Origin of the sequence: Rhodococcus sp. 27YEA15, assembly GCF_049739425.1 — a bacterium.
Classification (GTDB): Bacteria; Actinomycetota; Actinomycetes; order Mycobacteriales; family Mycobacteriaceae; genus Rhodococcus_F.
In genome coordinates this window covers 3931557-3958553 of record NZ_JBMHHW010000001.1, presented here as the reverse complement: position 1 = coordinate 3958553, position 26997 = coordinate 3931557, and the positions used below count along the sequence as shown (strand labels likewise).

19 protein-coding genes are annotated in these 26997 nt (G+C 64.3%); 11 read left to right on the top strand and 8 right to left on the bottom strand.

Features of this window, described 5'->3' with window-relative positions:
* Positions 1–12: 12 nt before the first annotated feature.
* The 4 genes from ABH922_RS18430 to ABH922_RS18415 all read right to left on the bottom strand — a co-directional run bounded on the left by ABH922_RS18430 (position 13) and on the right by ABH922_RS18415 (position 7177).
* The gene (locus ABH922_RS18430; RefSeq protein WP_424808288.1) at positions 13–1353 is read right to left on the bottom strand and encodes a S1 family peptidase; all 1341 of its coding nucleotides are present in this window, start codon (positions 1351–1353) and stop codon (positions 13–15) included.
* Positions 1354–1536: 183 nt separating this feature from the next.
* The gene (locus ABH922_RS18425) at positions 1537–2724 is read right to left on the bottom strand and encodes a hypothetical protein (protein ID WP_424808287.1); all 1188 of its coding nucleotides are present in this window, start codon (positions 2722–2724) and stop codon (positions 1537–1539) included.
* 212 nt (positions 2725–2936) lie between these two features.
* Entirely contained in the window at positions 2937–5378 is a 2442-nt protein-coding gene (locus tag ABH922_RS18420; RefSeq protein ID WP_424808286.1) for a LuxR C-terminal-related transcriptional regulator, read from the bottom strand.
* Between the two features lie 14 nt (positions 5379–5392).
* A complete protein-coding gene (locus ABH922_RS18415; protein ID WP_424808285.1) occupies positions 5393–7177 on the bottom strand; it encodes an Hsp70 family protein in 1785 nt (594 codons plus the stop codon).
* 307 nt (positions 7178–7484) lie between these two features.
* Here ABH922_RS18415 and ABH922_RS18410 point away from each other — a divergent pair, with 307 nt between their 5' ends.
* From ABH922_RS18410 to ABH922_RS18395, 4 genes are all read left to right on the top strand, one after another.
* Positions 7485–9614, top strand: a complete 2130-nt coding sequence (locus ABH922_RS18410) for an IniB N-terminal domain-containing protein (RefSeq protein ID WP_424808284.1) — start codon at positions 7485–7487, stop codon at positions 9612–9614.
* A 115-nt stretch (positions 9615–9729) separates the two neighbouring features.
* A complete protein-coding gene (locus tag ABH922_RS18405; protein ID WP_424808283.1) occupies positions 9730–11595 on the top strand; it encodes a dynamin family protein in 1866 nt (621 codons plus the stop codon).
* Positions 11592–13058: a dynamin family protein gene (locus ABH922_RS18400; protein WP_424808282.1), complete on the top strand. Its 1467-nt coding sequence runs from the start codon at positions 11592–11594 to the stop codon at positions 13056–13058. Before ABH922_RS18405 ends, ABH922_RS18400 begins: the two co-directional genes overlap by 4 nt.
* Positions 13059–13129: 71 nt before the next feature.
* Positions 13130–13786 carry an FMN-dependent NADH-azoreductase gene (locus ABH922_RS18395; RefSeq protein ID WP_424808281.1) on the top strand — a complete coding sequence of 219 codons (657 nt, stop codon included), beginning with the start codon at positions 13130–13132 and terminating at the stop codon, positions 13784–13786.
* A gap of 46 nt (positions 13787–13832) precedes the next feature.
* On the opposite strand, the gene ABH922_RS18390 is transcribed toward ABH922_RS18395, so the two are convergent.
* Positions 13833–14402, bottom strand: a complete 570-nt coding sequence (locus ABH922_RS18390) for a hypothetical protein (RefSeq protein ID WP_424808280.1) — start codon at positions 14400–14402, stop codon at positions 13833–13835.
* A gap of 250 nt (positions 14403–14652) precedes the next feature.
* Here ABH922_RS18390 and dnaK point away from each other — a divergent pair, with 250 nt between their 5' ends.
* The 5 genes from dnaK (at position 14653) to ABH922_RS18365 (ending at position 19303) form a co-directional block, all read left to right on the top strand.
* Positions 14653–16506 (top strand): molecular chaperone DnaK, encoded by a 1854-nt coding sequence (gene dnaK, locus ABH922_RS18385; RefSeq protein WP_424808279.1) that lies wholly within the window; start codon positions 14653–14655, stop codon positions 16504–16506.
* Positions 16503–17099: a nucleotide exchange factor GrpE gene (gene grpE, locus ABH922_RS18380; protein WP_424808278.1), complete on the top strand. Its 597-nt coding sequence runs from the start codon at positions 16503–16505 to the stop codon at positions 17097–17099. Before dnaK ends, grpE begins: the two co-directional genes overlap by 4 nt.
* A 28-nt stretch (positions 17100–17127) precedes the next feature.
* A complete protein-coding gene (dnaJ, locus tag ABH922_RS18375; RefSeq protein ID WP_424808277.1) occupies positions 17128–18300 on the top strand; it encodes a molecular chaperone DnaJ in 1173 nt (390 codons plus the stop codon).
* Entirely contained in the window at positions 18300–18707 is a 408-nt protein-coding gene (locus tag ABH922_RS18370) for a heat shock protein transcriptional repressor HspR (RefSeq protein WP_424808276.1), read from the top strand. The genes dnaJ and ABH922_RS18370 overlap by 1 nt, the downstream gene beginning before the upstream one ends.
* 218 nt (positions 18708–18925) lie before the next feature.
* Positions 18926–19303 carry a hypothetical protein gene (locus tag ABH922_RS18365; RefSeq protein ID WP_424808275.1) on the top strand — a complete coding sequence of 126 codons (378 nt, stop codon included), beginning with the start codon at positions 18926–18928 and terminating at the stop codon, positions 19301–19303.
* A 223-nt stretch (positions 19304–19526) separates the two neighbouring features.
* Here the strand turns inward: ABH922_RS18365 and ABH922_RS18360 are convergent, their stop codons facing one another.
* Entirely contained in the window at positions 19527–20717 is a 1191-nt protein-coding gene (locus tag ABH922_RS18360; RefSeq protein ID WP_424808274.1) for a nitric oxide synthase oxygenase, read from the bottom strand.
* 231 nt (positions 20718–20948) lie between these two features.
* Between ABH922_RS18360 and ABH922_RS18355 the strand changes: the two genes are divergently transcribed.
* The gene (locus ABH922_RS18355; protein WP_424808273.1) at positions 20949–22109 is read left to right on the top strand and encodes a globin domain-containing protein; all 1161 of its coding nucleotides are present in this window, start codon (positions 20949–20951) and stop codon (positions 22107–22109) included.
* Positions 22110–22121: 12 nt separating this feature from the next.
* Here ABH922_RS18355 and ABH922_RS18350 read toward each other — a convergent pair whose 3' ends face one another.
* Both ABH922_RS18350 and ABH922_RS18345 read right to left on the bottom strand, forming a co-directional pair.
* Positions 22122–22868 carry an FAD-binding oxidoreductase gene (locus tag ABH922_RS18350; RefSeq protein ID WP_424808272.1) on the bottom strand — a complete coding sequence of 249 codons (747 nt, stop codon included), beginning with the start codon at positions 22866–22868 and terminating at the stop codon, positions 22122–22124.
* Positions 22869–22965: 97 nt separating this feature from the next.
* Entirely contained in the window at positions 22966–24144 is a 1179-nt protein-coding gene (locus ABH922_RS18345) for an FAD-binding oxidoreductase (RefSeq protein ID WP_424808271.1), read from the bottom strand.
* 219 nt (positions 24145–24363) lie between these two features.
* On the opposite strand from ABH922_RS18345, the gene clpB reads away from it, so the two are divergent.
* The gene (gene clpB, locus ABH922_RS18340) at positions 24364–26916 is read left to right on the top strand and encodes an ATP-dependent chaperone ClpB (RefSeq protein WP_424808270.1); all 2553 of its coding nucleotides are present in this window, start codon (positions 24364–24366) and stop codon (positions 26914–26916) included.
* The last annotated feature ends 81 nt before the right edge of the window (positions 26917–26997 follow it).

The following is a 26997-nucleotide window of genomic DNA, read 5'->3' as shown; positions in this document are numbered from 1 at the left end:
GATTTACCGGCGTCAGGATCCGGTGCGGATTCGGATACCGGACCCGACTCCACCGCCCGACGCGCGATCCGCGGCAGCGACGATGTCATTGACCGCGATGCCGAGGTTGGAGGTACCTCCGGAGGTTGCGAGCACGAGGTTGGCCTCGTTGCAGTTGGGTGCGCCGCTGCTGTTCGACCCGCTGGTGATACCCAGTGCCAGGGTTCCCGTGATGATGGCACCGCCACTGTCTCCGGCGAGGGTGCATGCGGTTCCGGCGAAGCCGCGCACTGTTCGAGAATCACCGTCGGCCATCACGAGTTGGGTTTCGACGCGATCTGCCGCAACGACACCGCAGGTGAAGGACGAGGTCTGCCCCGATTTGCAGATCGGGGCACCCACCACCGGATTCGCGGTTCCGGTGACGGTGAGCGTCGTACCCTGCGCGCCGCGGACTTCGGGTCGGTCGAGTCCGGCGTCCACACCGGCTTGATTGAACGTGATGACCGAGTAGTCGAGGCCTGCGGAGTTCTCGCCGACCGACGACTGACTGAAATGACCGACGAGACTGCTGGAGTCGACATCCGCTCGATTGGGAAGGTAAACCGGCGAGGCCGATGATTCTGACGGATTGCAGTGTCCGGCACTGAGGTTGAGCGCATTATCTCGATCGTCCACAGCGTTGAATCCGAAGGAGCAGATCCCGATGCTCTCGGTTGGGCTGTCCCGGATGGGGCCAGGAGTGGTGATGTAGGTATCGCCCCCCATCGGCCGCGGATCGATGGTTCCGTCAGTTCCAGGGCTCAACCGGATCACGACGTCCGCGAGCAACGTCGGCAGATTGAGGGCTTGCCCGACGGGGCTGTTCACCACGTCGACGACGATCCGGTTGTTCACGATATCGACAGACGCAGAATTCACCGCTGTGGAAACGGCGATGGGAAGCGAGGCGATCCATCCGTTCACAGTGGACAGCGTTTGGTCCAGGGCATTGGCGGACACCGGCGCGATATGAGTGAGGTAGCCGGCGGATCGGGTGATATGAGCGGCACCGGCCGTGGTGACCGCGACGACGGGACGGCCGTCGAGGCCCATCCAGGATCCGGCGTAGTCGTCGGGGTGTTCGGCTTTGAAGTCGCGGGCGTACGTTGCCAGTTCTTGAGCTTTGGCCGCGCGGTCGAGATACTCCTGGGGAGTGATCTTCAGATCCCGAGTGATGGCTTCGGCGAGCTCGGCGGGTAGCTCGTCCGCCGACAGTTGGTCGACCTTCGACGGCGTGGACGGATCTGCGGACGCGGTTGCCGAGAGTGACGCTGCGAGCAGTAGCGCCGAGGCGCCGACCATGACGGTACGAATCGCCGACGAGTTACGCATGAATTCCCTTCAAGTCGCCGGCGGTAGCCCCGACCGGTCCGTACCCACCATAGGGCAATCGCCGATCGTCACGCTTGCCGGTCTCCATCAATGTGTCGAATAATGTTGAACAGCAACATTATTCGAAGATCGTTGACGGTTGGGAGGCTCGGGTGTTGTGGTGGAAACTCCGGCTGCCCAGGGTCAATTGAAGTTCGGCACTCCGGCCGCCGGTGGTGAATAGGAGTAGGGCACTCCGGCTGCCGGTGGAGTGTAGGAGTACGGCACTCCGGCCGCCGGTGGTGAATAGGAGTAGGGCACTCCGGCGGCCGGTGGAGTGTAGCTGTTGTCGTTTCCGGACGGTAGATTCGGAACGCCGGCCGCGGGTGGCGTGTAGGTGTGTCGATCTCCGGCCGCGGGCGGAGACCAGGTCGGCACCGGTGCGTCGACCGTGTAGGCGGTCCGCCCCGTGTCGACGGATTCCGATGCGCCGGTATTCGGATGGGCGGGGGCCACTGTTGTGGAACCGCCGCCGCCGGATGTTGCCGAACGCGGAGCCGGATCTGTGTGCGCTGCGGCAGCCGTGCCCGGTGCAGGTGCTTCCTCGGGTGGTGGGGCGGCCTCGGGAGTGCTCACCGGCACGATGGTCGCGGGATCGGTGTGGTTCGCGATGTCGGAATTCTCGCTGGAGCGGGCGTCGCTGAGCTCGGTGGTCGGTGTGGAGTCCGATCTTCCGACGATGAAGACGGTGGCGCACGCTGCCAGGGCCAACAGCATGACGCTCGCGGCCGCGGTGACGGCGGGTCGGTGAATCCCGTTGTTCGATGCTGTCGTATCGGACGGCGTGGCTCGACGACGAACCGAGGCTCGTTTGGCGACGAAGGTGGAACGTCGCCGCGGGCCGCGCGTGGGCGATGCGGAGTGGCTGTTGGTGCGTGCGACTGCAGGACTGGTGTGAACGGTGTCGACCAGTGTCAGCCACGTCGCCTCGTGTTCCGGGACGAGGGTGATGTCGGTGAGATTCATACGATCGAGGGCACTGCGAAGCACGTCTACCGAACCGTCGGACCACTTCTCGGGGACCGCCGCGTAGATCGTCAGTGGCTGATCCGTCGACTGCTCGACTTCGCGCAGTAGGCAGAACATGGCCGTGGCCACCAGTTCTTCGCCGCGAGTGTGATGTTGTGGAGCGTTGGGCCCGTCGGCGGCCACTCGGTCCAGGAATCCACTCATGCCGGGTGAGCCCTGAGGATCCCGGCCCAGTCGGACGGAACCGTCGGGTCCGTGATGGAGAATCGATTCGCGCTCGATTGCAATCGGATCTGCATCGGGCGGAGCCAGCACCGCGACGCTGTGCGTGTTGCCGACGGAGAGGCCGACTCTCCACATCATGTGATCCCCCTACGCTGCAGGTGTCGAACTGCTGTCCCTACCGGCTTCCCCTGTGCCGGATAAATCTATCATTTACCCGAAGACCTTCGAACCGATAGGTGAGAGATGCCCTGTTAGTGGCATTTTGGAAGAAAGTCGGATAACTGAGGATTGATAGGTAGCGGCCCTGGGCGGTGGGACGCCGGGTGGGCCGCACGAGCTCAGGCAGCGGGCTATCGACTCGTTCGGGTGAGGCTACGCAAGGTCGCGAGCAGCTCCGAGCGGGACTGCGCTCCGACGCGCCGTTTGATACGGGCGACGTGATGCTCGACCGTCTTGGCGGAGATATACAGGCGTTCGCCGATTTCCCGGTACGTCAAGCCGGCCACGACCAGTTCGGCAACTTCGTGTTCGCGCTCGGTCAGTGCCGCCGACGCGGTGGCAGGCTCGGTTATCGGAGAGCCTGGCGATTGCAGGGCGGACGTCGAACCGGCCCGCAATGAACGCGCGAGGTGCAGGAGTGTTGTCGCGGTTCGGGTGTCCGGCGTGCGCAGCGCTGCCTCACCAGCGAGGCGGGCAGCGTCCCAGGGAAGTCCGATTTGAGCGAGTATTCTTGCTGCGCAATCGATCTCGGAAGCTTCGACGTGGCCTTGGAGTAAGAGCAGCCATTGCCGACCTGCTGCGGCCAAACCCGCTGCGTAAGAATGAGTCTTGGCGGCCTCGGTCAGTGCGTGTGCGTGTGGAAGGAGATCTTCGGGAGACTGGGAGAGGATGGATGCCTGCACTCCGTACCAATGCAGCGGCGATGCCCACAGGGGTGGCTCGCCGAGCGTCAGGAGCAGTGATAGTGCCTGGTCGACGAGATGATCGGTCTGATCGGTTTCTCCGAGACGTACGGCCGCGAGCCATAATTCGCCGATCGGTAGGAGGTTGTAGAGGTCGACACTGCACGAGGCCACCGCTCCGGCGGCCTCGGACCACGCGTGGCGCAGTTGTGCGGGATCGCCGGAGCGTCTGGCGAGTCCCACGAGCAGTGCGTGCAGGAAGAGTGCGTCCCGGTCGGGAAGCGGGCCGTGAAGGATCGAGTGCGGCAGAGTGTCGCGTGCGTTCTCGTTCCCGCCGACCATCGATGCCCACGCGGCGAGCAGGTGATGACGCGCCCAGGTGTGACTGTCGGGCGTATCGCCGGTGATCGCGATGCCGGTCACTGCTGCTGCGCGGGTGTTGCCGCCGTTGTGTATCAACGCCAGGGCTGTCAGCGCCGGGATGGTGTCCGGTTGAAATCCTGATGTGTCCGTACTGCCGGGCATCGACAGTGCCCGCGCCATGGTGTTCATGGCGATCGGTGCCGCTTCGGTCACCGATTGCACGAGACCTGTTGCCAGCGTGGTGATACCGACTGTGGCGCTGGGAGCAAAGGTGGTGCGTGCACTCAATGCGGCATGTGCATCGTCGATCCGACCGTCGCCAAGGAAAGTGATTGCGCCAAAGGCAGATTCCGCGCCGAGCCGGTCGTGTCCCAGCCATGCGTAGAGATCTGCCGACGCCCGGAGTTGACCGCAGATCGTCGACGACGCACCACGAATCCGGACGGCGGTCGAGAGAGCCGCGGCATCCGAGTGTGTGTCGACAATAACGGAGTCGGCGAGCCGACATGCGGTATCGAGGTCGCCGACGCGAGCCGACCTCTCGGCATAGCGCAACATATCGGCGGTATCGAGAGTCTCGATCGAGGCCAAGCGGCGAAACAGATCGGCAGCGAGTGCGGGAGCCGCATTCTCGGCGGCAGTGCGGAAGAGCTCGGTGAGCGCCAGGTGGCGCACACCCGAATCGAACAACTTCCGCGCGGCATCGAGATCGAGGGTGTGGGCTGCAGAGCGTGACTCGATGATCTGGAGTAGACAGGCTCGAATGCGGGCCGCGCCTGTCGATTCGGTCAACAGCGCCGCTGCCAACGGAGAACTGGTGCCGAACAGTCCGGTTGCTCGCGCGCAGTCCACTGCGAATTCGAGCTCGGTTACGCTCCGCCCGAAATCCAGCTCGTATGCGTCGACGTCCGGTACCTCGAGTGAGATCCGGAGGATGTCGCGCGCGAGTGCGGGCAGTCCGGTGATCTGGCCGTGGAAATGATTCCGCAGCGATTCGGTCATGTCCGTGCCCTGGACCCGCGTCGACTCGAAGTACGCCGACACCGCGCGGAAAGATCCGGCCGACAGCAGCTCCAACCGGTGCGCGGTGTCCTCGTCGAGCCTGATGTCGTATTCTGCGGCCAGATCGCGGATTTCCGATCGGGACAATGGATTCAGATGGAGGGCGGTACCGAATGTGGTCACAGCCGAGTAGAGCGGACCGAGGGACGAATCGATCCGATTCGAAACCACCATCACCCCGATGTCGTCACGTTTGGTCAGCTCGGTCACCAGGCGGACATCGTCAGGAGAGAGCGTCTGCGCGTCGGTGACCAACAGGACACTGCCGGGCACGACGTCTCGGGTGATCGTGGTGATCGGAGCGCTTCCTCCGGATTCGATTCTTCGACGTAGCAAACTCGAAACCGGGAGTCGAGCAGTGGTATCGGCACCGACCACGAACAGGCGAACAGGGGACGCCGAGGCCGCGAAGGGGCGGAGAAGTCCTGACAGGTAAGGTGATTCGATATCGGAACGGCGATTCATCGAAACCGGGCCGGTCAGCGGGTCTGCCCGGTGACCCCGCCGACGACCCCGCCGACGACGTTGCCGAGGCCACCGATCACACCGCCCACACCGTTGCCGAGTCCGTCCACCAGTCCGCCGACTCCGTTGCCGATTCCGGTGGCCGCATTTCCGATACCTGTACCGATCCCGGCGCCTGCACCAGGAGCAGGGGCGGGTGCCGGACCGGGTGCGGGCGCCGGAGCGGGTGCGGGTGCCGGACCTGGTGCAGTTCCGGGCGCGGGCGCATTCGGGGTTCCGGGTACCGGTGCCCCCGTTGCGGCGGCGGGTCCACCCACCGGCGCGGCGGCGGGAACAACCGCCACATCTGTCGCCGAAACCGATCGAACAGTCTGATCACCGGGAACCGTGTCCCCGGTGCGGGGATCTCCGGTGTGCCGATCGCTTCCGCCGTCTCCGGGAATCGACACGATCGACGTCGTCGAACTGCCCTCGGCGTCGTTGGACGTGTTCGCAATTCCAACATTTCCGGAGTCGCGGGACGACGGCGTCGACTCGCCGGTGGTGTTCGCCGAACTCGACGGGACGGTGATCTCGTCCATTGCGGTTCCGATACCGAACGCGCCTGCAGCCAACACGACGAATGCGCCGACAACTGCGGACACGACGCCTACCTTCGACGATCGGCGGCGGGCCGAGACCGGCGCGTCGGCGAGTTCGGTGAGCTCCACGGGAAGTGGCGTCGAGAATGTCGGAACCGGGGTCTGCGTCCGGGTAGCTGCGCCTAGACCGGCGGAGGTGGACGAGCTGGCCGATGCGATTGCGACGGCCGTCGTCGCGGCACCGGAGGCGGCACGCGAAGCCGGATCGACGTCGGCCGTCACCGGTACGCGTAGTTGCGTGGACAACATCTCCGCGACCAGTGGAATCGCGGAACTCCCACCGACGAGAACGACCCGGTCGACGTCACCGGATTCGACACCGACCGTGCGCAGGGTTTCTTCCACGAGCGCCACCGATTCGGTGAGGGACGGCCGGAACAGATCTTCGAGTTCGGATCTGACGAGTCGAACATTGCTGTCCACCCCGGGGATCTGCACCCGCACCACGGTTTCGGTCTCGACGGACAGTTCTTCCTTGGCGATACGGGCACGCTCGCGCAATGACTCCAATGCCGCGACGGTTCGAGGTTCGAAAGGATCGAGACCGTCCACGTGATCGGAAATCGCGTCCAGAAGGTGAACGGTGACCAGATGGTCGAACTCGTCGCCGCCGATGTCCTCGCTGCGGATCGACTTGCCGAGGACCTCGTGCCCCCCGGCGGCAGTGGACATCACCGTCACGTCGAGTGATCGCGCGCCCAGATCGTAGATCACGGTCAGCCCGTCACCGTCACCGTCACCGGCGACGGATTCGGAAGCGTGGAGCCAAGCCATGATCGCTTCGGGCTCGGTTACCAGGTGTGCGTCGTCCACGCCCGCAGCCATCAGTGCTGCTTTCATCGCGAGGACGGTGTGCCGGTTCCATCCGACGGGGTGAGCGAGAACTACGGCATCGAGGGGTTCGACGTCTCGTGCCCGATCGACAAGTGCGGATACCAGCGCGGCTGCGAGGTCTGCGGCGTGGTGCTCGGAGCCGTCGACAGCAAGTATCGGAACCGGATCGCCGATTCGATCGACGAATTCGGTGACGACTGCCGGGTCGTCGACAGACGGCCACGCGCTGGGCAATCGAATCGGGGAACGAGTGTCCGCGACCGAACAAGCGGTGACAGCGACGAGCTCCGTCGAGCCCATGCTGATTCCGAGACCTGCTGCCATGAACGAACTCCCCGGTCGAATGAACGGCATGCCTACTGCCGTAGTTGTCTGCGATGTCGGTTTAGGGACTAATTTCGTTACCGGATTCGAAGAGAAGTAGTGCAGCAGGGGTCCATCCCCTAATCAGGACGAATCCCCTAATCCGATGTCCATCTGTTCACGGGGGACTTCCCCACCCGTACCGGCAAAGAAGGGGGGCGCTCCCCGTTGGCCTGCGCCACGGGACTTCCTAGCGTTGACGACACACGCCGACTCCGGCAGCACCGCGTGCCGGACCACGAGCAGCGACCATTCAGGAGAACCAGCCATGGCAACGAACGCCGTCCTCGAATTCATTCTCGGGCTACTTCGCAACGACGAAGCCGCCGCCGACTACTGCGCGAATCCGGCGGCTGCCTTGAACGCGGCCGGCTTGTGCGACGTCAGTCATGCCGACATCGTCGCCGTGGCGCCACTGGTCGCCGAGTCGGGGCTCTTCGCCGGGGCCGGGGCCGGGTTGTCCGCGATCCTCGATGCCGGTGCGTCCGCCACCGGCGCGCTCGGGGGTGGAATCGGCGGCGGCCTCGGAGTGGGTGGCGGTCTCACCGGTGGTCTGGGCGGTGCTGTGGGACTCGGTGCCGGAGCCGGGCTCGGTGTCGGCGGCGCACTGAGTGGGCAGCTGGACATTGTCGGTGACTTCTCCACGGTCCTCGGTGCGGCTCTGACACTCGGCGGCGAGGTCAGCGCACAGCTCGGCGCTGCCGTAGGAGCCGTGATCGACGTAGGACTCGGGATCGGCGGTGCCCTCGACCTCGGCGGTGCCCTCGGAATCGGCACGCAGATAAGCGCTGCCCTGGGCGGTGCACTCGGCGTGACCGGCGGTTTGACCACACAGTTGGGGGCAGCCCTCGACGCCGCAATAGGAGTGGTGGGTGGGCTCGATCTGTCGGCCGGCCTCGGCGGAGCGCTCGGACCGGTCTTCGCGGTGGGCGGTGAACTGGGCGGAGAACTCGGGCTGGCTCTGGGCGGTCTCCTCGGGGGGTCGGCAAACCTGACCGGTCTGCTGGGTATCGGGGGCGAACTCGGCGCGAGCCTGACCGGTGCGTTGGAATCCGCACTCGCACTCGGCGGTGGTTTCGACCTCGCCGGCGCACTGTCAGGTGAACTGGGCACCGTTCTGTCCGGGACCCTGTCGAGTGTGTTGGGTGCGGGTGGATCTATCGGTGCCGACCTCGGGGCATCACTGGGCGGTGTCCTCGGTGCCGTCACCGACGTGGGTGCGCTGGCGGGTATCGGCAGTGGAGTCGATCTGGGTGCCGTGTTGAGCGGCGCACTGGGCGGCGCTCTCGGGGTCGGTGGTGGATTGGAGGCCACTCTCGGCAGCGCTCTCGATGCGGCTGTCGGACTGGGCGGTGGAATCGACCTCGATGCAGTTCTCGGTGGCGGAGCGGACCTCGGAGCGCAGCTCAGCACGGCGCTCTCCGCAGCGCTGGGCACGGGCGGAACAGTCGGAGCCGACGTGGGCGGTGCACTCGGAGGTCTGCTCGGTGGGGCGTTGGGCGCTGGTGGGGCGTTGGGCGCTGGTGGGGTACTGGGTGGCGGTGGGGTACTGGGTGCTGGCGGGGTTCTGGGCGGCGGTGCGACTTTGTCGACGACGCTCGAAGGGATACTCGGCTCGGCACTGGGTGTCGACGCAGGTCTGGCCGGTGGGCTCGGCGGAGCACTCGACGCGGCCCTCGGGGCAGGTGGACTCGCAGGTGCCGGGCTGGACGCGGGGCTGAGCGGCGCTCTCGGGCTGGGGGCGGCCGGTTCTGCCGGTGCCGGCCTCGGGGGGGTGCTCGGCGGTGTGTCCGGTGGTGCAGGTTCACTCGGAGCGTCGCTCGACAGCGCACTTGGAGCGTCGCTCGACAGCGCACTGAGCGCGCAGGGTTCACTCGGAGCCACGCTCGACTCGGCTCTGGCCACCGGGGGAATCGACGCCGGCCCCATCGGAGTTCAGCTTCCCCACATCGATCTCGGCGCGGTAAATGCTGGTCCGCTGACCGCAGACCTCCCGTCCGTCGATCTCGGGCAGGTCGCCACCGGTGTACTGAACATCGGCAACGTGACGGGTGACCTGGGCGCGACGGTCGGTGGCGCCGTCGGCGCAGCGGCCGAGGTGGGCGGATCGGTCAGCGCCGGCTCGTCTGTCGTCGGTGGCGCGGGAGTCGCCGGTGGGGGCATCACCGACCTGGGCGCATCACTGGGTGGCGCGCTCGGCGGAGTGTCCGGCCTGACCAGTTCGCTGCCCGAGGCGCTCAACCCGTGGTCGTCGATCGACGCGACGGACGCCTTCGGTTCCGGTTCGGTGTCCGGACTCGGCGCTGATTCCGGGCACTCGTTGTTCGCGCAGGACACGGCTACCGATACGGTCGATCACCTCGATCCGATCGTGTCGGTCGACCACCTGCACCCCTGATCAGGTATCGCACCAACCAGGAACCGGACGAGACGTCCTGATGTAACAAATCCGGCGCCGCACGCGCTAAGCGTGCGGGGCCGGATATTCGAGTCGGGAAGCAAAGTAGCTCATCATGAATTCAGCGAATCGAGTCAGCAGTCGAAAAGCGCACCTCGCGCCCTCGGCGGCAGCGCTCCTCGGGCAGGCGTCGTCGGTGGCACAGCGGTCGGGACGTTCGGATCTCGTGCGTCGACTCGCGAACGCACAGGCCAGAGTCGACGACCCGCGCATTCGTATCGTCGTCGTCGGCCCTCTCAAACAGGGAAAGAGTCAGTTCGTCAATTCGCTGCTCGGTCTCGACGTCTGCTCGGTCGGCGACGACGAAACCACGGCGGTGGCCACGGTGGTCCAGTATTCGGAAACTGCCGTCGCCGAACTGGTACTCGCGGAACCGGGTGCAGCGCCCGTCCGGGTACCGCTTCCTCTCGAAGAACTGATGGGCATCACCCCCGCCACGCCACGCGCGGAAGGACGAGAAGTTCTGCGCGTGGAGGTCGGCGTCCCCAGTCCGTTGTTGGCCGACGGCCTGGTACTCATCGACACGCCAGGAGTCGGAGGGCACGGGAATCCGCATGCTGCAGGAACATTGGGCTTGGTCACGGCCGCGGATGCCGTGCTGGTTCTGTCCGACTCCAGTCAGGAGTTCACCGAGCCCGAGTTGGGATTCATTCGCCAGATCGTCAGCCTGTGCCCGGCAGTGGCCGCACTGATCAGTAAGATCGACCTCTACCCCCACTGGCGGCAGATCCTCGAAGCAGATCGTGCACACCTGCTGCGTGACGGGCTGGACTTTCCGCTCATCCCCATCTCGTCTGTATTGAGATCACATGCGCTTCGCTTGGAAGACAAGGAACTCGACGCGGAATCCGGATTCTCGGACCTCTACCGTTTCTTGCGGGACGACGTAGTGGCCAGGGTCGAATCGAATACCCGTCGCGCGGTCGCGATGGACGTGCGATCCACCGCCGCGCACCTGACGTTGGAGCTGGGTAGCGAGTTGGCAGCGCTGCGAGACCCGGCTACCGCCCAGGCCGCGGTGGCCGGATTGCAACGAGCGCGAGCGGCGGCGGAAGACCTGCACAAGAAGACCTCGCTCTGGCAGCAGAGTCTCGGCGACGGCATCGCCGATCTAGCCGCCGACATCGATCACGATCTGCGCGATCGCCTTCGCCGAATCACCCGCCAGGCAGAGGCGACGATCGACGGCGGTGACCCAGGCAAGGAATGGGATGTCTTGGGGGAGTGGCTCGAACGGGAGATTGGGACCGCGATCGGAGACAACTTCGTGTGGGCACACGATCGCGGTCAATGGTTGGCGGAAGTGGTGGCGCAACATTTCTCCGAGTCAGGTCACGTCGCCCTGCCACACATCGACGTGGCCGATACCGATGGCGTTCTGGAACCGGTCGGAGCGTTGTCGGATCTGGAGTCCGGCCGAATCGGGATCACCCAGAAGGTTCTGGTGGGTATGCGCGGCTCGTACGGCGGTGTGCTGATGTTCGGTCTGATCACCACCATGATGGGGATGGCTCTGGTCAACCCGATCTCCATCGGAGCCGGAGTGCTGCTGGGTACCAAGGCGTACCGCGAAGACAAGCAGGCGCAGATACGGGCGCGGCGAGCAGAGGCGAAAATGCTCGTTCGACGGTTCGCCGACGACGTCGGCTTCCAAGTGGGCAAGGAGTCGAAAGACCGACTGCGGACGGTACAGCGCGTGCTTCGTGATCATTTCACCGACATAGCGGAGCAGGCACTGCGTTCGATCAACGAGTCGCTGCGGGCAACGCAGGACGCCGCACAGTTGGAATCCAGCGAACATGCGGCACGGATATCGCGGTTGGAAGCAGACATGCGCGCCGTCGCCGAACTCGACGAACTGGCCGCAACGTTGATCGGCGAAGATCTCGCTCCGGCCGAGGCGAAGGCGAACACTGTATGAACGCGACCACGGCGGCGGAGTCGGCTCACGACCTCATCCACCAGGCCTGCCGGATGTATGCCGATCAGCCGCACGTACGAGCGCAACTGGACGAATGCGCGGTCCGCTTGGAGCAGCCGCTGCGGGTCGCGTTGGCAGGCTCGTTGAAAGCGGGAAAGTCGACACTGCTCAATGCGATTGTCGGACAAGATATTGCGCCGACAGATGCGACAGAATGCACGCGTGTCGTCACGTGGTACCGCAACGGGGCGACGCCGCAGGTGACGGCCACCGCGCGAGGTGGCGTCGAGTTCAACGTTCCGGTGGCGCGCCGGGAAGGAAGGCTCACATTCGATCTAGGGGAACGCACGGCCGACTCGGTGGACAGAATCGACGTCGACTGGCCGTCGTCGGCACTGGCGCGGACGACGATCGTCGACACCCCCGGTACGTCCTCGCTCTCGACCGGGGTGTCGGCCCGCACCTGGGAGATGCTGTTACCGCAAAACGGTGCATCCGGCGCCGATGCCGTGGTTTACCTGCTACGGGCACTGAATGCGAGTGACGTGCAGTTTCTCGGGAAGATCGCCGATCACGTCGGTGGCGAATCCGGTCCGCTCGGTGTGATCGGCGTCCTCTCACGCGCTGACGAAGTAGGTGCCGGCCGTCTGGATGCCCTCACGTCGGCCAGGAAGGTAGCGGCTCGATTCGCCGAGGAGTTGGAGCGGACCGGATTGTGCCAGTCGGTGGTTCCGGTGGCGGGTCTCCTCGCGTTGGCCGCTCGCACGATGCGGCAAAGCGAATTCGCGGCGTTCACGGCCCTGGCGAGAGTGCCGGCGCAGGATCTGAGTCTTGCGTTGTTGTCCGCGGATCGGTTCGCCCGGGAAGACAGCCCGCTTCCGGTTGATGCGATGATGCGATCCCAACTGGCAGATCGCTTCGGACTCTTCGGTATTCGATTGGCCGTAACGTCGATCAAGCTCGGTGTCACCGATTCGCCGACGCTGGCTGCCGAGCTGTCGGCGAGTAGCGGATTGGACGAATTACGGCAGGTGATCGACGTTCAGTTCGGTCAGCGAGCAGACCAGCTCAAATCGCATACCGCATTGGTGACACTCGGTCGCATCCTCGGATCCACGCCGGTTGCGGGATCCGAACAGATGCAGGCTCGGGTACAACGGTTGTTGGCCGATGTTCACGGCTTTCGAGAGCTGCGACTGCTCGGAAAGCTCCGGTCGGTCCACACGGACCTGTCGGCGGCGGACCTCACGCAGCTGCAGCGGCTGATCGGCGGGTTCGGGATCCGGATCGGTGATCGGTTGGGCTCGGAACCTGGCGAGGATCCGAACGTGCAACGCGCTCAGGCGGCTGCGGCAGTACGGAGATGGCGAGAGCTTGCCGGACATCCGCTTTTCGACCGGTTCACTTCCCGCGCTTGTCTCGTCGCAGCGCGCAGTGCCGAGGGCATCGTTGCGCAGTTGTAGGTGTCGTATCCGGTCTCTGGTACTGATGAGGTGTCGGAAAAATCCGCTGTCGCACAGCCCAGGAGCATTGGATGCCGCAACTACTTCACATCGACTCGTCTGCCGACCTTCACGCGTCGACGTCCCGTGAGCTCACCGCGCTCTTCGCGCAGACGTGGTCGGAGATCAGCGACGACCATACGACGGTGCGACTGGACCTGCATCGTGATCCGTTGCCGCACTTGCCTGATGCCGCGTTGCATTACGCCCCGCGGTTGAGAGTGCCGGGCGAGCTGCCGGACGCCGACGCCCAGGCGGTGCAGGCGCGCGTCCTCGAACAGCTCGACGCTGCCGATGTCGTGGTAATCGGTGCGCCGATGTACAACTGGTCGATCCCGTCCACGCTGAAGGCCTGGATCGACCACGTACACGTCCTCGGGACGACCGTACCGTTCGACACCGTCGATCTACCGGTGGTCGGCAAGCCGGTGGTGATCGTGTCGAGTCGAGGCAACACCTACCAACCCGGATCGGGTAACGAGGGTGACGATCACACCGTGCCACCGCTGGTGCAGGTGTTGGGAGTGTCCATGGGGATGGATGTCTCGGTGGTCACCGTGGAATTGACGCTGGCGGACCGCCTTCCTCCCATGGCGCCGTTGGCGGCGCAGGGCAGGGCAAGTCTTGCCGCTGCACGCGCATCGGTGGTGGAACTGGCACGAAAGGTCGGGCGACAAGAGAATCCGTGACCGCGAACGTCCTGCCTTCGAAGTGACGACGGCTGGGTCGAGGGTGTCAGCGCGGGCGGTGAGGTGAGTCGAGCCAAGTGCCGACGCCGGGGACGAAGGCAGTGGCTGCGGCTACGGCGGCGAGCACACAGTACAGAATCGGCCCCCAGGACAGGGCGCCCGCACCGATCTCGGTGGCTGCCGTCGTCAAGGATCGGAATCCCAGTCCGCCGGCGACGGCGAGCACACCGACGATCGCGGAGAGGGTGCGGCCGACCTGCTTGCGGGCGCGCAGCAGTTGCACGCTCAGAAATACCAGAAGGGTCATGACGAGCGCTCCGCCACCGCTGCCGACCAGGACGACGGTGACCGCTTCGGAAATGTCGGTCGCCGAGTATCCGGGATTGTCGACGGCGGTGGCGGTCTCGAGCGTGGTTCGAACATCGGTCAGGCGGGTGACCGTGACGGCGAAGATACCGGCAAGGACGACTGTCGAGCCGATCCATGTCGATATGGCGACCTGGACGGCGGTGGGAATCTTGTCGTCGATCGAGGCTCGCAACGGCCGGATGAAGACGTCGGGTCGGGGTGGCGCCGGCCGGGTGGGTCGGACTGGTGAGTCGTCGGGATCGGTCACCGGCCGATCCTAGCCGGCGCAGGTGATGTGGAACACGGTCAGGATATTTTCCGAAGTCGGGAACAATCCGGCGCTGCCGTTAGTTGAGCACTTCGACAAGGTTGAGCGTCTTCCACTCAACTTCAAGTTGACTCTCGGCGATGCTTGGAGGCAAACTTGAGCGGAGGACGCTCACTAAGCGAATAACCCGCGGTCATGTTCGAGATCAGGCACCCGAGCAGCGAACCGCAGAACGAAAGGTAGGAACACTATGGCTCGTGCAGTCGGAATCGACCTCGGTACGACCAACTCGGTAGTTTCGGTTCTGGAGGGCGGCGAGCCCGTAGTGGTCGCCAACGCCGAAGGCTCGCGCACCACCCCCTCGGTGGTCGCATTCGCCAAGAACGGTGAGGTCCTCGTCGGCCAGCCCGCCAAGAACCAGGCAGTCACGAACGTCGACCGCACCCTCCGCTCGGTCAAGCGCCACATCGGCACCGACTGGAACGTGGAGATCGACGACAAGAAGTACACGCCGCAGGAAATCAGCGCCCGCACGCTCATGAAGCTCAAGCGTGACGCGGAAGCGTACCTCGGCGAAGACATCACCGACGCCGTCATCACCGTCCCCGCGTACTTCGAGGACGCGCAGCGCCAGGCCACCAAGGAAGCCGGACAGATCGCCGGCCTCAACGTCCTGCGTATCGTCAACGAGCCCACCGCGGCTGCGCTGGCATACGGCCTGGACAAGGGTGACACCGAGCAGACCATTCTGGTCTTCGACCTCGGCGGCGGTACCTTCGACGTCTCCCTGCTCGAAATCGGCGACGGTGTCGTCGAGGTTCGCGCGACCTCCGGTGACAACCACCTCGGTGGCGACGACTGGGACGAGCGCGTCGTCGCATGGCTGGTAGACAAGTTCAAGGCTCAGAACGGTATCGATCTGACCAAGGACAAGATGGCTCTGCAGCGTCTGCGTGAAGCTGCGGAGAAGGCGAAGATCGAGCTCTCCAGCTCGCAGAGCACCTCCATCAACCTTCCGTACATCACCGTCGACGCGGACAAGAACCCGCTCTTCCTCGACGAACAGCTCTCGCGTAGCGAGTTCCAGAAGATCACCTCCGATCTGCTCGACCGCACCCGCGCACCGTTCCAGGCCGTGGTCAAGGACAGCGGCATCGCCGTCAAGGACATCGATCACGTCGTGCTCGTCGGTGGCTCCACCCGCATGCCGGCCGTCTCCGACCTGGTTCGCGAACTGACCGGTGGCCGTGAGCCCAACAAGGGCGTCAACCCGGACGAGGTCGTCGCCGTCGGCGCCGCACTGCAGGCCGGCGTGCTCAAGGGTGAGGTCAAGGACGTTCTGCTCCTCGACGTCACACCGCTCTCCCTCGGTATCGAGACCAAGGGCGGGGTGATGACCAAGCTCATCGAGCGCAACACCACCATCCCCACCAAGCGCAGCGAGACCTTCACCACCGCAGACGACAACCAGCCGTCGGTGCAGATCCAGGTTTTCCAGGGTGAGCGCGAAATCGCTTCGCACAACAAGCTTCTCGGTTCCTTCGAGCTGACCGATCTGCCGCCCGCCCCGCGCGGCGTCCCGCAGATCGAGGTCACCTTCGACATCGACGCCAACGGCATCGTGCACGTGACCGCGAAGGACAAGGGCACCGGCAAGGAAAACACGATCAAGATCCAGGACGGCTCCGGTCTGTCCAAGGAAGAGATCGAGCGGATGGTCAAGGACGCCGAGGCTCACGCCGAGGAAGACAAGGCCCGTCGCGAAGAGGCAGAGGTTCGCAACCAGGCCGAGTCGCTGGTCCACCAGACGGAGAAGTTCGTCAAGGAGCAGCGTGAGGGCGACAACGCGGGCAAGGTCTCCGAAGAGATCCTGACCAAGGTCGAGGCAGCGGTCAAGGACGTCAACGACGCCCTCGCCGGTTCCGACATCGCAGCGGTCAAGACCGCAGTGGAGAAGCTGAGCACCGAGTCGCAGGCTCTCGGCCAGGCCATCTACGAGGCTTCCGCCGCCGGCGAGGCCGGAAACGCCGACGCCGCAGGCAATGACGACGACGTCGTCGATGCCGAGGTTGTCGACGAGCCGACCGACACGGACAAGAAGTGACCTCGGAGCGCGCCGAGAACGATCCGGTCGACCCCGAGACCGGAGCACAGGCAGAGGGGGCAGGCGAAGTCCTGCCGCCCCTCGACTCGGAAGACACAGGGGTAGTGCACGAGGCAGAAGCGATCGTGGAGGAAGCATCCGCGGCCGACCAACTTGCCGAGCGCACCGCCGATCTGCAGCGGCTGCAGGCGGAGTTCACCAACTACCGCCGGCGCGTCGAACGTGACAAGCAGGCGATCAAGGAAACCGCAAAGGCTTCGGTCGTGACCGAGCTGATCGGGATCCTCGACGACCTCGATCGTGCTCGCGCTCACGGCGATCTGGAAACGGGTCCGCTGCGAGCCCTCGCCGACAAGCTGACCGCGACCCTGACCGGTCTCGGGTTGAGCGACTTCGGCGCCGAGGGTGACGATTTCGATCCGTCACTGCACGAAGCCGTCCAGCACGAAGGTGACGGAAACGATCCGGTTCTCGGAACGGTCATGCGTAAGGGCTACAAGCTCGGCGACCGAGTTCTGCGGACCGCGATGGTAGGCGTGACCGACCGGGTGGGCGATGCGCCCGTCGCCGGTTCGGAAGAAGAAGTGAAGTAGAAGTAAGAGTGAGAGGAGGAGACGCCCAGTGAGTCAACGGGAGTGGATCGAGAAGGACTTCTACAAGGAGCTGGGCGTCTCGTCCACCGCTACGGCCGACGAGATCAAGAAGGCGTACCGCAAGTTGGCGCGGGATCTGCATCCTGACGCCAACCCGGACGATCCGAAGGCCGAGGAGCGGTTCAAATCGGTGAGCGAGGCGCACGCGGTGCTCGCGGACCCGGACAAGCGCAAGGAATACGACGAAGCCCGACGGCTCTTCGCCAGTGGCGGATTCGGTCCTCGATCGCAGGGCGGCGGCGGGTTCAATCCAGGTGCGGGCGGCTTCGACATCAACGACCTGTTCGGTGGTGGCGGTGGCGGTCAGGACACCGGTCTCGGCGACATCTTCGGCGGACTGTTCAACCGTGGCGGTGGCGGCCAGCGCGGAGCCGCGCCCAACCGACCGCGTCGAGGCAAGGACCTCGAAACGGAGACCGCACTCGAGTTCCGTGAGGCAGCGCTCGGCGTCACCGTGCCGTTGCGGCTCACCAGCCCCACCTCCTGCACCACCTGCCACGGCAGCGGTGCCAAGCCGGGCACCAGTCCGCGAGTGTGCCCGCACTGCAACGGAACCGGCGTGGTCAGCCGTAACCAGGGTGCCTTCGGATTCAGTGAGCCGTGCGACGACTGCCGGGGTACCGGATCGATCATCGACTCACCGTGCGAGGACTGCCACGGCAGCGGCGTCACCAACCGGACGCGCACCATCACGGTGCGAGTGCCTGCCGGGGTCAGTGACGGACAGAAGATCCGTCTCAAGGGCAAGGGCGAAGCTGGACTGCGTGGCGCTCCCGCAGGTGACCTCTTCGTCAACGTACGGGTCAAACCCGATGCAGTTTTCGGCCGCAACGGCGACGACCTGACGCTGACCGTTCCGGTCAGCTACGGCGAGTTGGTGCTCGGCACCACGCTGTCGGTGCCGACGCTGGAAGGCCGTGTCGGGGTGAAGGTTCCGGCCGGGACGGTAGACGGCCGCATCCTGCGCGTACGTGGACGCGGCATCCCCAAGCGGCCTGACGGTGCCGGCGACCTGCTGGTCACGGTCAAGGTATCTGTTCCGCAGAAATTGGACGACCCGGCGATCGAAGCGCTGAACACCTATCTCGAAGCCGAGAAGGCGAGCGGATTCGATCCACGGGCCGGGTGGGCCGGTGTGTGATGAACGAACGACCACAGAACGCCAGAGAGGCAACGGTTGATCCGGACGCCCAGATCTTCGTGATCTCGGTTGCGGCCGAACTGGCCGGAATGCACGCGCAGACCTTGCGTAACTACGATCGACTCGGTTTGGTGATCCCACACCGCACCACCGGCGGTGGACGTCGATATTCACCGAGAGATGTTGCGCTGCTTCGAGAGGTGCAACGTCTCTCGCAGGACGAGGGCGTCAACCTCGCCGGAATCAAACGGATCATCGAGTTGACCAATCAGGTGGAAGCGTTGCAGCATCGTGTCCGGGAGATGGCCGAGGAGATCGCCAAGATACATGCGGGATATCGCCGCGATCTCGTGCCCATTCCGCGTAACAACGCGCTGGTCGTGTGGAAGCCGCGCAATCAGCGTTAGCTAGCCGCTGTCGAAGACGCCTGATCGGTGGAAGGACGTCGAAGCCGTCGTCGTCGCGCTGGGGAACGGTGAAGGTTTGCGGCCGGGACCAAAGATGTTCGATCAGGGTGTTGGCATCAGATCGATGCTGGAATATGTTTCAATATTGTGTCATTCCGGACATCTGGTGCGTGGCCGAATACGGTCGGTCAGGCGCGTGGCGGGCCGGAGGACGCCAGATGAGCGATCGGTTCGCAGACCTGCACCGACCGGTCTACGGTCCGGGCCTGCTCATTACCGTTCTGGAACGTAACCGCGACAAACCTGCGCTCTACTTCGGCGACACGATCCTCACCGGTGGGCAGATGCGCGATCTGATCAGGCTGCCGGCCCGTTCGAAGCGGCGCACGTCGACGCCGACAGCATGGCGTTCGTACCGGCGCACGACGGGCAAGTACAAGGGAGTGGTCGGTTCGTTCCGCTCCGGCGCTGCGCTCAATCAGATCCAGATGTCGGAACGGCAGTGGTCCGAGGAGAATCGTTTCCCATCCGCGCCCCGTTCTCGCATGTGGGCGCAGCCTTCTTCATTCCGACTCTGCTGCGCGGTGGCGCCCTGATCGTGCTCCCGGCGAACTGATGGACCGCGTCACACGGCCAAAGGTTCGGTGCACGCGCCGAAAAGTATCGACTTCGTCGACAGTGAGCCGCTGACCCGCTGGGAAAGTTGGACAAAATGGCGTTTCGGGCGCTCTATCGACAGGCGTAGGTTCGCGCTCGCCGGTTTTCGCGTCGGTGCCGGCTCTATCGGGCAGTGAATTGAATTCTGCCTGATTCGAAGTGTCAGTGCTGCACCGGGCACTTTCCGACTTCACCGATTCCCTTGTTCTTCTTCGTCACGAAGTTGGGGCGTACGTCGAGATCCGGAGCGTCGTACAGGCGGTGGAACGTGGGCGTCAACGAACTCGACATCGGTGGGTTCACCCACGTCCAGTCGGTCGGGCACTTACGGCCCGCCTTCGTCTCGCGGGCGATGTGATCGACGAATTGTTTTGCGACAGTGTGATGATCGACCATGATCACGCCGGCTTTGCGATAGCTGTGGATAACTGCGCGATTGAGTTCGACGAGAGCGCGGTCCTTCCACAGGGTGCGGTCCGTGCTCATGTCCAGACCCATCCGCGCCGCGACGATCGGCAGCATGTTGTAGCGATCGCTGTCGCTGAAGTTCCGGGCACCTACTTCGGTACTGACATACCATCCGCTGAACGGTGTGCACGGGTACACGATGCCGCCGATGTCGAGGTCCATATCGGATACCGCAGGCACCGCATGCCATTTGAGGCCCAGGTCGGCGAACCAGCTGAATTCGGGATGCTCGATCTCCACTTCGAGAACGAGGTCGGCCGGGACGTCGAAGTATTGCAGTGGTTCGTCCGGCACCGAGATGAGTACCGGCAGCACGTCGAACGCCGTCCCCGCTCCCTTCCATCCCATCGCCGCGACCTGTTCGGTCAGCTCGATGTGCCAGGGATCACCGACAACGGTGCCGTCCTCCTGGCGGTAGCCCGCGTAACGGATCAGTTGCGGACTGAGGATTCGATATTGCTGCCCGTCCGCTCTCGGAAGTGGACCGACCGTCACCACGGACTGCAGAGCGCCACTGTTGGTGGACATCCGTAGGTGCTCCCAGCATGCCTCGGCGAGATCGGCTGCCGTGACTGCGTCGCGAGCGTCGATGAGCTTGAGTGTGCGCCAATGTGCCCGTCCGACGCAGCGGGCATGATTACGCCAGGCGATCTTTGCGCCGATCAGCAGCTCCTCGGTGGTGTGCGTGTACGTGCCGTTCTGGTGAAGTTCCCGCAGGACCTCTCGACGACGCGAGGTGGGGAGATGGCTCAGCTCCGGCGAATCGAAGAATTCGACGCATTCGAGTTCTCGGCGTTGAAGCTCGGTTGGTACAGGCGAATTGGGATCAATGCCGGATGTGGGACTGCTATCTGAGGGCAATTCGTCCTGTCGAACAAAATCCACGGCAAGACTCCTGTTTGGCTGTTTGAGATTTCGCTGGGCGTTAGCTCGGCGGTTGAGCGCGTCGATGCTCCTGTCTATCTTGCACGCAAGAATAAGAAAGAGACGGTCAGACGTGAAATCGGGGTGCCATCGAAAGATGCCTGGAGGATTTACGAGTCAGACATTTGTGACATAAGCTGCACTCGGAAATCGGCGGCTGGGTAGCCGCGTCTACTCGGGACGAGGATGAGCGTGGATTCGCAAGCAATCTCTCTGGTCCGGTCGAGCTTCAAAGCCGTTGCCGCGGTCAGTGACGGCCCGGAGCGACTGGCACGGTCTTTCTACTCGATTCTGTTCGCTTGTTCACCCGAGACGCGCGAGTTCTTTCCCGCTGCCATGGATGTTCAACGTGATCGGCTGGTGGCCGCGATCGCGTACGTCGTCGACCGTCTCGACGAAACCGACGCGATTCTCGAGTACCTGGCTCAACTCGGCCGTGATCATCGCAAGTACGGCGTGACGGACGAGCACTACACCGCGGTCGGTAATGCACTGATCAGTGCGCTCGAGGATTTCGGCGCCGAACTCTGGACCGAGGAGCTCGACAGCGCCTGGCGTGACGCGCTCGCCGTCATCTCGGCGGCGATGATGGACGCCGCCAACGCCCAGGACGGTCCGCCGGCGTTCACCGCCACGGTGATCGAGTGCACTCAGGTGATCAAAGGTGTCGCCGTGGTTCGCCTCCAGCTCCGAGAACCGTTCACCTATCGGGCCGGACAGTACGTCAGCGTGCAGGTCGCGGCCCGGCCACGGATGTGGCGATACCTCTCGCCTGCCACACCGTGTGACGAGTCGGGGGTCATCGAATTCCACATCCGCGCTGTCAGCGGCGGCTGGGTCAGCCCGGCCATGGTCACGAAGACCGCGGTCGGAGACACCTGGGTGATCGGTTCACCGATAGGTTCCCTCGGATTGCCCGACGACGACCGCGACCTGCTGATGATCGCGTCGGGCACCGGGATCTCGGCACTGCGCGCCCAGATCCTCCAACTGGTCGATCAGGGAAACACGACTCGGAAGGTGGACGTCTTCTACTCCGGTGAGTATCCGTGCGACTTGTACGACCTTCCGTTGTTGTGGAAGTTGGCCGACAAGAATTCGTGGCTGACCGTTGTTCCGGTGTCGGAGGAAGCCGAAAATCCCTGGTGGCACACCGACGAAGAACCCCTGCCGCCGATCGGGATGAAGAAGCGGATCACCGGCAAAGTAGGCAAGATCGTCACCGCGTCCGGTGACTGGTCCGGACGCGACATTCAACTCGTCGGCAGCGAGTCCATGGTCAACAGCACGAACTTCCGGTTACGTGCAGTCGGTATCGACGTGAGCACTGTCCGCAGCGATCCCGCGCACTGATGCCTGTACGGGTCAGTACGGGTCGAACTGGATTGACTCGGCCGGAGTGCCCGTCGCGATCAGCCGATCGCGTGTGGAGCGGACCATGGCTGCGGAACCGCAGACCAACACCTGATGCCGGTCGAAGGCACCGTAAGAGGTGACGACGTCCGGAAGAGTGCCTTCGATGAGATGGTCGTCGCCGAAACCGATGTCCACACCGAGTCGGTCGAACCACTCGTCGGGTGGACCGTCGTCGGACACGTCCTCCACGACGGGCACCGGTTGGAGCCACGGAAGATCGTCCGCCAGTAGCCAGAGCATGTCTGCGGCGTAGAGATCGCGCCGAGTCCGCCCACCGAAGAACAGGTACACCTGCGGCGGGTTCGGAGTCCGAGCCAGATCGAGGATGATCGATCGCATCGGAGCCAACCCGGTTCCGCCCGCGATCATGATGACCGGGGGGCCGCCAGGATCGACCGACATCTCGCCGCGCGGATCGAGAATCTGCCAGGTGTCCCCGGGCATGGTGTCCCTCACGATCGAACCGCTCACCCAGCCGCCGGGAACCGTCTTGACGTGGAACTCCAGTTTTCCGTCGCCGGACGGCGGCAACGCCGGCGACAAGCGTCGGAGCAGGCGTGCATTCTGGGGAACGCTGATGTCCACGTACTGGCCGGGCCGGAACGGGACCACGTCACCGACCAGACGGACCACGGCCAGGTCGGCACGGAGGCGGTGATGTTCGACGACGGTGCTCGACCACGTGCGTTGCGGCATGGGTGGGTTCTCCCGGCATTGGTGAATGAGGTGCGGTGAAATCGGATGCAGAGGTTCAGCGGTTCAGCGGTTCAGCGGTTCAGACGAGTATGGCGGATCAGCCGAGCGGATCATGTTGGATTTGGTCGAGGGGAGTGCCGCCCGCGCGAAGTGCGTAGACGGTTGTCTTCACCATCGACGGCGAACCCGAGATCTGCACCTGCCGATCTGCCCACGAGCCGAACTGGGCCACGACCTTGCCGATCGGCCCGGTGAGTCGGCTGTGCATTCCGAATGGCGCCTCGAGCGGGGGGCCGGTGTGCCACCAGGGATTCTCCGATTCCTCGGACACCGGAACCACGGTCAGCCACGGGTTGCTGAGCGAAACGTGCCACAGCGTTTCGAGATCGTACAGATCGCACGGGTATCGACCGCTGACGAACAGGTGTACGCGAGGATTGTCGGAACGTTGCGACATCTCCATGACCTGAGCCCGCAGGGGGGCGATGCCGCTGCCGGAACCGATCATGAGTACGTCCCGGTCGTTGGTGTAATCGACTTCCAGGCCGCCGAGTGGTGTCGAGATCACCCAGCGATCGCCGACGTTCGTTTCGCCGACGATTGCCGGACTCACCCAGCCGCCCGACACCTTCCGAACGTGAAATTCGAGCTGTCCGAACGGATTTGTCGGAATTGCCGGTGAGAAGTATCGCCACATCTTCGGCCGCTGCGGGATCTGCACGCCGACGTACTGACCCGCGCCGTACGGGATCGGCTCGTCGGTCTCGAGCCGAACGATCGCAAGATCCTTCAGGATGCGTTCGTGACTGACGACCGTGCCGCCCCACACCGCCGGCGAGGTGTCGGACTCGGCGCCGTCGGCAAGGGTGCCCACGAGGAAGTCGGCGAACTCGGACCACGCGTCGGCAAGTTCAGGTGTCCAACTGTTCCGGCTGTGGGTTCCTGTGCCGTACATCGAGCGGACCGCGTGCCTGAGCGCTGTTCCGGCCGCCTCGTAGTGTTCACGCTCGACGCCGTAGCGCCGATGGTCGCGGCCGAGCTGAGTGAGGAACTTCCGCATCCGGCGATGCTGAGCCAGATTCTCGATCACGTACGCGACGGCGGTGAAGAACCGCCTGCCCTGGGTATCCATCGCCGCGGGAAACATCGAGCGGTACAGCGGGTGCCTGGAGAACAACGTGTTGTAGAACTGTGTCGAGAACTGGGCGCGTCCGGCCTCGTCGTCGGCGAGGAAATCGAGGCTGGACTGTAGACGGGAGATAACTTCCGGATCCAACCCGTACCCCTTTCGTGCCCGTTGTCGCTGACTCAACTCTAGTACGGCGGACAGTCTGCCCTCAGATCGGCGAAGCCACTGGCGAAAACAAACTTGAGCGGAATAGACTCAAGTTTGTTCGCGTTGACCAGACTGACACTGCTGCGATACCAACCGGTCGCGGCCATATCCTGTTCGACATCGACCAAGCCGCGTTCGACATGGTCAGAGAGGTGACTAGTGGACTCGTTCACACCAACAACCAAGACCCAGGCCGCAATGACGGCCGCACTACAGTCGGCGTCCTCGGCCGGCAACCCCGACATTCGGCCCGCCCATCTGCTCGTCGCATTGCTCGACCAGACGGACGGTATCGCCGCGCCCCTACTCAAGGCGGTCGGCGTGGATCCCACCGTCGTCCATCGTGAGGCGCAGACGATCGTAGATCGCCTCCCCAAGACCACCGGCGCGAGTTCCACCCCTCAACTGGGCCGCGAGGCACTTGCCGCGCTCACCGCCGCCCAGCACCTGGCCACCGAGATGGATGACGAATACGTCTCCACCGAGCACGTCCTCTTCGGGTTGGCGGGCGGCGACTCCGACGTCGCGCAACTGCTGGTTCGTCACGGTGCGACGCAAGATGCGCTGCGCGATGCGTTCACCACCGTCCGCGGCAGCGCCCGCGTCACCAGTCCGGAGCCGGAAGGTACGTATCAAGCGTTGGAGAAGTACTCCACCGACCTCACCGAACTGGCCCGCAGCGGCAAGCTCGACCCGGTGATCGGCCGCGACACCGAGATCCGTCGCGTCGTGCAGGTCCTCTCGCGTCGGACGAAGAACAATCCGGTACTGATCGGTGAACCCGGCGTCGGTAAGACCGCGATCGTCGAAGGACTGGCCCAGCGCATCATCGCCGGTGATGTTCCCGAATCGTTGCGCGGCAAGACCGTCGTATCTCTCGACCTCGGGTCGATGGTGGCCGGTGCCAAGTTCCGTGGCGAGTTCGAAGAGCGGCTCAAGGCCGTGCTCGACGACATCAAGAACAGCGCCGGGCAGGTCATCACCTTCATCGACGAACTGCACACCATCGTCGGAGCCGGAGCCACCGGCGAATCCGCCATGGACGCAGGCAACATGATCAAGCCGATGCTCGCCCGCGGCGAGCTACGCCTCGTCGGCGCCACCACCCTCGAGGAATATCGCAAGTACATCGAGAAGGACGCCGCACTCGAGCGGCGTTTCCAGCAGGTGCTGGTCGGTGAGCCCTCGGTCGAGGACACCGTCGGAATTCTGCGCGGTCTCAAGGAGCGGTACGAGGTGCACCACGGTGTCCGGATCACGGACTCCGCGTTGGTTGCGGCCGCGTCGTTGTCGGATCGCTACATCACGTCCCGCTTCCTGCCGGACAAGGCCATCGACCTCGTCGACGAGGCCGCGTCGCGTCTGCGCATGGAAATCGACTCACGCCCCGTCGAGATCGACGAGGTGGAACGTGTGGTTCGCCGTCTCGAAATCGAAGAAGTCGCCCTCGAGAAGGAAACCGACGACGCATCCAAAGCTCGGCTTGCGAAGTTGCGTCAGGAATTGGCCGACAACCGCGAGAAGCTCAGTCAACTGAGCACTCGCTGGCAGAACGAGAAGCAGGCCATCGATTCGGTGCGCGTACTCAAGGAGCAGCTCGAATCCCTGCGTGGCGAGTCCGAACGCGCCGAGCGTGACGGTGATCTCGGTAAGGCGGCCGAGCTGCGGTACGGCCGAATTCCCGCCTTGGAGAAGGAACTCGACGAAGCCGCGGCGGTATCCGGCGCTGCGTCCGACGGTGACGTGATGCTCAAGGAGGAGGTGGGGCCCGACGACGTCGCCGATGTCGTTGCAGCCTGGACCGGTATTCCGGCCGGTCGGATGATGGAAGGCGAGACTGCCAAACTGCTTCGGATGGAATCCGAACTGGGCAAGCGCGTCGTCGGACAGGTCGACGCCGTCACGGCAGTCTCGGATGCGGTTCGGCGGGCCAGGGCCGGCGTCGCCGATCCCAACCGGCCCACCGGTTCCTTCCTGTTTCTCGGACCGACCGGTGTGGGTAAGACCGAGCTCGCAAAAGCGTTGGCGGACTTCCTGTTCGACGACGAGCGCGCGATGATCCGGATCGACATGAGTGAGTACGGCGAAAAACATTCGGTGGCAAGGCTGGTCGGTGCGCCTCCGGGATACGTCGGTTACGAGGCCGGTGGCCAGCTCACCGAGGCGGTTCGGCGACGGCCGTATTCGGTGGTCCTGTTCGACGAGGTCGAGAAGGCGCACCCCGACGTGTTCGACGTGCTGCTGGCAGTGCTCGACGAAGGTCGACTCACCGACGGGCAAGGTCGCACTGTCGACTTCCGCAACACCATCTTGATTCTGACGTCGAATCTGGGATCCGGTGGTGATCGCGAACAGGTGATGGATGCGGTCCGTCGGGCTTTCAAACCGGAATTCGTCAATCGTCTCGACGACGTAGTGGTCTTCGACGCGCTCTCCGAGGAGCAGTTGGAGCACATCGTCGACATCCAGCTCGAGCAGTTGCAGAAGCGGTTGGCTGCTCGCCGACTGACCCTGGAGGTCAACGGAGCGGCGCGGATGTGGCTGGCGGTACGCGGATACGATCCGCTGTACGGTGCTCGACCACTGCGCCGTCTGGTGCAGCAGGCGATCGGCGACCAGTTGGCGAAGTTGCTGCTGGCCGGGAAGGTTCAGGATGGTGACACCGTGCACGTCGGTGTCAGCGAGGATGCAGGGCAGCTGGTCCTGTCCTGAGCGAGTACCCGCGGGTGCGTCGTCTGTTTACGGCAGGCGTCGCACCCGCGTCGTGCTCTACTCTGGATGGCCGGATGCTCC

Excerpts from the sequence above, each read along its gene's own strand:
- ABH922_RS18430 (WP_424808288.1), bottom strand. The coding sequence starts at position 1,353 with ATGCGTAACTCGTCGGCGATTCGTACCGTCATGGTCGGCGCCTCGGCG.
- ABH922_RS18350 (WP_424808272.1), bottom strand. The coding sequence starts at position 22,868 with ATGCCGCAACGCACGTGGTCGAGCACCGTCGTCGAACATCACCGCCTC.
- ABH922_RS18410 (WP_424808284.1), top strand. The coding sequence starts at position 7,485 with ATGGCAACGAACGCCGTCCTCGAATTCATTCTCGGGCTACTTCGCAAC.
- ABH922_RS18420 (WP_424808286.1), bottom strand. The coding sequence starts at position 5,378 with ATGAATCGCCGTTCCGATATCGAATCACCTTACCTGTCAGGACTTCTC.
- ABH922_RS18400 (WP_424808282.1), top strand. The coding sequence starts at position 11,592 with ATGAACGCGACCACGGCGGCGGAGTCGGCTCACGACCTCATCCACCAG.
- ABH922_RS18405 (WP_424808283.1), top strand. The coding sequence starts at position 9,730 with ATGAATTCAGCGAATCGAGTCAGCAGTCGAAAAGCGCACCTCGCGCCC.
- ABH922_RS18395 (WP_424808281.1), top strand. The coding sequence starts at position 13,130 with ATGCCGCAACTACTTCACATCGACTCGTCTGCCGACCTTCACGCGTCG.
- ABH922_RS18370 (WP_424808276.1), top strand. The coding sequence starts at position 18,300 with ATGAACGAACGACCACAGAACGCCAGAGAGGCAACGGTTGATCCGGAC.
- ABH922_RS18415 (WP_424808285.1), bottom strand. The coding sequence starts at position 7,177 with ATGGCAGCAGGTCTCGGAATCAGCATGGGCTCGACGGAGCTCGTCGCT.
- ABH922_RS18365 (WP_424808275.1), top strand. The coding sequence starts at position 18,926 with ATGAGCGATCGGTTCGCAGACCTGCACCGACCGGTCTACGGTCCGGGC.
- dnaK (WP_424808279.1), top strand. The coding sequence starts at position 14,653 with ATGGCTCGTGCAGTCGGAATCGACCTCGGTACGACCAACTCGGTAGTT.
- ABH922_RS18425 (WP_424808287.1), bottom strand. The coding sequence starts at position 2,724 with ATGATGTGGAGAGTCGGCCTCTCCGTCGGCAACACGCACAGCGTCGCG.